Genomic DNA, 4,572 nt, shown 5'->3' on the forward strand with positions numbered 1-4,572 from the left:
CGTCCGCCGACCCGGTGACCGAGGTGATGATCTGGCCGACGGAGTCGATGGACCGGTTCAGGGCCCGCTCGAGCTCGCCGAGCTCGGCGGTGGAGCGCTCCGGAGCTCGTTGCGTCAGGTCACCGTCCGCGAACGCCTCGAGGACGTCGACGCTGCTGCGCAGCGGTCGCGTGATCGACCGGGCGATCACGAACGCCAGCGCCACGAGGGTGACCAGGCCGAGCACCGCGGCCAGGACGACCAGGGAGGTCACGCTGCTCCGGGTCTCGTCCGCCTCCTGCTGCTTGGCAGCGGCCGACGCCTCCATCGCGTCGACGGCGGCACCGAGGAGCTCGTCCATGGCGTCGTTCGCCTTCTGGACCTTGTCGGCCTTCGGCAGCATCGCCGCGCGGTCGGCGACCGCGGCGTCGACGAACTCGGCGATCCTCTCCTCGTACCTCGCCCACGCCGCGTCGAAGGTCTGCTCCTGCTCCGCAGTCACGCTGAGGTCGAGCGCGGCGAGCTGGTCCAACAGGTCGGCGATCTTCGCGGTGTCGTCGACGACGTCCTGCGGCATGGTCGAGTTGTCCGGGACGGTGAGCGCCTTGAGGCCGTCGACCTTGAGCTCGCTCGACCGGGTGTCGAGGGCGTGCATCAGCGAGCGCGCGTCCTCGTACGCGGCGAGCTCCGTGGCGTGGGCGTCCAGGGTGCGGATGCCGGAGAGGGCGACGCCGCCGACGACGACCACGGTGATAGCGCCGATTCCGGCGATCGCCGCGAGGCGACGACCAACGGTCCAGGTGACGGGTGACTTCATGGTGATTCTTTCGAGGTGGGGGGCGGTCAGGCCGCGACGGCCCGCTCGACGTCGAGGGCGAGCAGCAGCCGGTGCTCCAGCTTGTAGGCCCCGAGCAGGACCTTCCTCGACATGCCGGACAGGGTGTCCGGCGGCGGTTCGAACTGGTCGGCGTCGACGTCGACGACCGACCCGATGGTGTCCACGAGCAGGGCGACGGGCTCGCCGACAACCCGGATGACCACGAGCATCGGCTCCTGGTCGGCGTCGCGCGACGGCAGGTCGAGCTGGGCCCGCAGGTCGACGGCGCTGAGCACCTGGCCCCGCAGGTTGATCAGGCCCGCCAGGCCGCCCGGGGCCAGCGGGATCCGGGTCCGCGGCAGTCCCCGCAGCACCTCCTGCACGGCGTGGACGTCGACGCCGTACAGGTGTCCGGCCAAGGTGAAGGTGACCATCCGGGCGCTCACACCGCCTCCTGGAGCTGGTCGTGGAGCCCGGCCTCGGCCTCGGGGGCGGTGTAGAACTTCGGGTCGGCCGCGAGGATGGCCGCGCGGACGTCGAGGACCTCGACGATCCGGTCGCGGATCAGCGCCGAGCCGAGCAGGCCGTGGTCGTCGACGTCGCTGTGGACGTCGGCCTCCTCGTCGACGATGTCGATGATCTCGTCGACGACGATCGCGACGCTGCGCGAGCCGACGGAGTACACGACCACCACCAGGTCGTCACCGTCACGCTCGCTGGTCGCACCGAGGTGGCGGTCGAGGCGGAGCAGCGGCAGGATCGCACCGCGGTACTGCACGACCTCACGGCTGCCGACCAGCTCGATCGACGAGGCGGCGATGCTCTCGAGCCGGGCGACCGACGAGAGCGGGATCGCCACGCGACGACCGCCGCCGATCCCGGCGACCAGCATCCGGAGGTGCTCCCCCGTCGCCCGCTGCGTCTCCGCGGCGACGCTCGCGGCGCCCCGTTCGAGGGCCTCGGCCGTCAGCGCGCGGCGGGCGAGCGCCTGCACGTCGAGGATCAGCGCGACCCGGCCGTCGCCGAGGATCGTCGCGCCGGAGTAGGTGCCGAGCGCCTTGAGTCGAGCGCCCAGTGGCTTGACGACGATCTCCTCGGTGCTCAGGACCCGGTCGATGACCAGCCCGAAGCGCTTGCCCTCGGCCTGGAGGACGGCGATCAGCACGTGGCCGTCGGAGCGGTCGGACTCGACGCCGAGCACGTCGGCGAGCCGCACGAGCGGGAGCAGGGCACCGCGCAGGCGGTAGACCGACGCACCGTTGACGTCCTCGACGGCCGTGGCCGCACGGTCGGCGTCCAGCGCGACCAGCTCCAGCAGGCTCACCTGCGGGATGGCGTAGCGGTCGCCGGCGCACTCGACCGTCAGCGCCGGGACGATCGCCAGGGTGAGAGGGATCCGGAGCCGGCAGGTGGTGCCGCGACCGATCACGGACTCGACCTCGATGGTGCCGCCGATGCTCTCGATGTTGGTCTTCACGACGTCCATGCCGACGCCGCGACCGGACACGTTGGTCACGGCTGCCGCGGTCGAGAAGCCGGGCAGGAAGATCAGCTGGAGCACGTCGGTGGGGGCGAGCTGGGCGAGCTGGGCCGCCGTACGCAGGCCCTTGTCGATCGCCTTCGCGGCGATCCGGTCGGGGTCGATGCCCGCCCCGTCGTCACAGACCTCGACGACGACCTGGCCACCCTCGTGGTAGGCGCGCAGGGTGAGGACGCCCTCGGCGGGCTTGCCCGCGGCGACCCGGTCCTGCGGGCTCTCGAGCCCGTGGTCGACGGCGTTGCGGACGAGGTGGGTGAGCGGGTCCTTGACGGACTCCAGGAGTGAGCGGTCCAGCTCGGTCTCGCGGCCGACCATGGCGAGCGAGACCTGCTTGCCGCAGGTCGCGCCGAGGTCGCGGACGACGCGCGGGAGCTTCGACCAGAGGTGGTCGATCGGCTGCATGCGGGTCCTCATGACCCCCTCCTGCAGCTCGGTCGCGATCAGGTTCAGGCGCTGGGCGGAGCGCACCAGCTCGAGACCCTCCTGCTCGCCGGCCTGGCGCACGATCTGGTTGCGGGTGAGCACCAGCTCACCGACCAGGCGCATGAGGGTGTCGAGCAGCTCGACGTCGACGCGGATGGAGGAGTCGGCCACGTTGCGGCGGGCGACGATCTCCTCGCCCGGCTCGGCGGCCACGGCGGGCGGCTCGGGCTCGGCGGAGGGCTCGGGGTCGGGGGTCGTCGTACCGTCCAGGATCGAGGAGATCCGCTGCACGACGGCGGTGACGTCGACGCTCCCCTCGGTGCCCTGGGCCTCGATCGCCGCGAGCAGCTCGCGCACCGTGTCGACCATCGCGAGCAGGACGTCGGTGGTCTGCGGCGTCATCGACATCTTGCCGTCACGCAGCCTGGCCAGGAGGTTCTCGCCGACGTGCGTCACCGACTCCAGGTTGCCGAACGCGAGGAATCCGCTGGTGCCCTTGATCGTGTGGATGGTGCGGAAGATGCTGCCCAGCAGGTCGCGGGAGCCCGGCTCACGCTCGAGCGCGACCAGGTCGCGGTCGAGCTGGTCCAGGTTCTCGTGGCTCTCCACGAGGAACTCCTGGACGATCTCGTCGATCTCATCCACCGGCGGGCCTCTCGTCGTGTGTCGTACGAGAGGCTGATCGGCGGTGCGGGAGCAGACCTGAGACGGTCGCGAGAACGGTTACACGTGTGCGGAGGCCCAGAAGACCGCGACGCAGATGTTCGCGACGGTCAGGAGCAGCAGCAGCGTCCAGAGCCCGGTGGCGATCCGCTCCCGGCGGAGGTTGGCCATCACGAGCACGAGGATGACCAGTCCGATCACGCCCTTGACCGCGATCTTCGTGTTGTCGAGGTCTCCGTCGTCGGCCTGGATCACCCCGACGAGGAGCAGGCCGGCGAGGAACGCCGTACCGGCGCCGTCGCGCATCAGGGCGTTGACGGACTTCTGCGGCTCACGGGCCTGGACGAGCAGGCCGCCGAGCAGCGCGGCGAAGCCGAGGATGTGGATGACGAGCAGCAGGTGCCTCAGGATCTCCATGCCCGAAGCCTAGGCCCGGTGGTCACGCAGGCTGCCACAGCTCGACCCGGTTGCCCTCGGGATCGGTGACCCAGCCGAACCGGCCGACGCCCTCCATCTCCTGGGTCTCGTCCGCCACGTCCGCTCCCGCCGCGCGCAGCTGGGCGAGCATCGCGTCGAGGTCACGGACCCGGAAGTCGAGCATCGTCTGCTGGGCCGAGGCCCCGAAGTAGTCGGTCGCGGACTCGAACGTCGCGAACACCGTCGGCCCGTCTCCTTGACGCCACAGGCCGTGCTCGTCGACCTCCAGACCGAGGCAGTCGCGGTACCACGCGCTCAGCGCGTCCGGGTCCGCAGCCCGCAGGAAGTAGCCACCGATCCCCAGCACCCGTTCCATGCCGCAAGACTGCCACGACCCGGCCGGGCGTGCCTGTGGCCCCGTCGGCGGTGGCCGGCGGGGTCGGGTGCTCAGGTATGTCGTGGGTGGGTGAGGTCGTTGACGTACACGTGCCCCAACGGGCTGGTCCAGCGGAAGGTCCGTGCTGCGGTGCGCTGGTAGGTCCACCCACCGTGGGTCTTGAGGCGGTGGTGGTGACGGCACAACGGTGCGAGGTTGCAGGAGCAGGTGGGTCCACCCTGGTCGTAGCCGATGATGTGGTCGGCGTCGCAGTTGCGCGACGGTCTGCTGCAGCCCACGAACACGCAGGTGGGGTGGGTGAGGTTCACCTGCTCCCGCAGCAGTGGGGTGGGGTCG

At 70.9% G+C, this 4,572-nt stretch carries 6 protein-coding genes; all 6 read right to left on the reverse strand.

What is annotated here, in order from left to right:
- Positions 1-796 (reverse strand): HAMP domain-containing protein (locus PD653B2_RS21645; RefSeq protein WP_133059410.1); only part of this gene is annotated, 796 nt, incomplete at its 3' end.
- 26 nt (positions 797-822) lie between these two features.
- On the reverse strand, positions 823-1,242 hold the full coding sequence (locus PD653B2_RS21650; RefSeq protein WP_207559487.1) for a chemotaxis protein CheW: 420 nt from the start codon (positions 1,240-1,242) through the stop codon (positions 823-825).
- Positions 1,239-3,404: a chemotaxis protein CheA gene (locus tag PD653B2_RS21655; protein WP_085874497.1), complete on the reverse strand. Its 2,166-nt coding sequence runs from the start codon at positions 3,402-3,404 to the stop codon at positions 1,239-1,241. The genes PD653B2_RS21650 and PD653B2_RS21655 overlap by 4 nt, the downstream gene beginning before the upstream one ends.
- 78 nt (positions 3,405-3,482) lie before the next feature.
- Positions 3,483-3,839 carry a hypothetical protein gene (locus PD653B2_RS21660; protein WP_085874498.1) on the reverse strand — a complete coding sequence of 119 codons (357 nt, stop codon included), beginning with the start codon at positions 3,837-3,839 and terminating at the stop codon, positions 3,483-3,485.
- Positions 3,840-3,861: 22 nt separating this feature from the next.
- Entirely contained in the window at positions 3,862-4,215 is a 354-nt protein-coding gene (locus tag PD653B2_RS21665; RefSeq protein WP_085874499.1) for a VOC family protein, read from the reverse strand.
- Between the two features lie 71 nt (positions 4,216-4,286).
- Positions 4,287-4,572: HNH endonuclease signature motif containing protein (locus PD653B2_RS24330; protein ID WP_207568284.1), on the reverse strand; the 286-nt coding region annotated here is incomplete at its 5' end.

Origin of the sequence: Nocardioides sp. PD653-B2, assembly GCF_002117935.1 — a bacterium.
Lineage (GTDB): Bacteria > Actinomycetota > Actinomycetes > Propionibacteriales > Nocardioidaceae > Nocardioides.

What these genes read in the sequence shown, in the direction of transcription:
- PD653B2_RS21665 (WP_085874499.1), bottom strand. Translation starts at nt 4,215, where the DNA reads ATGGAACGGGTGCTGGGGATCGGTGGCTACTTCCTGCGGGCTGCGGAC.
- PD653B2_RS21660 (WP_085874498.1), bottom strand. Translation starts at nt 3,839, where the DNA reads ATGGAGATCCTGAGGCACCTGCTGCTCGTCATCCACATCCTCGGCTTC.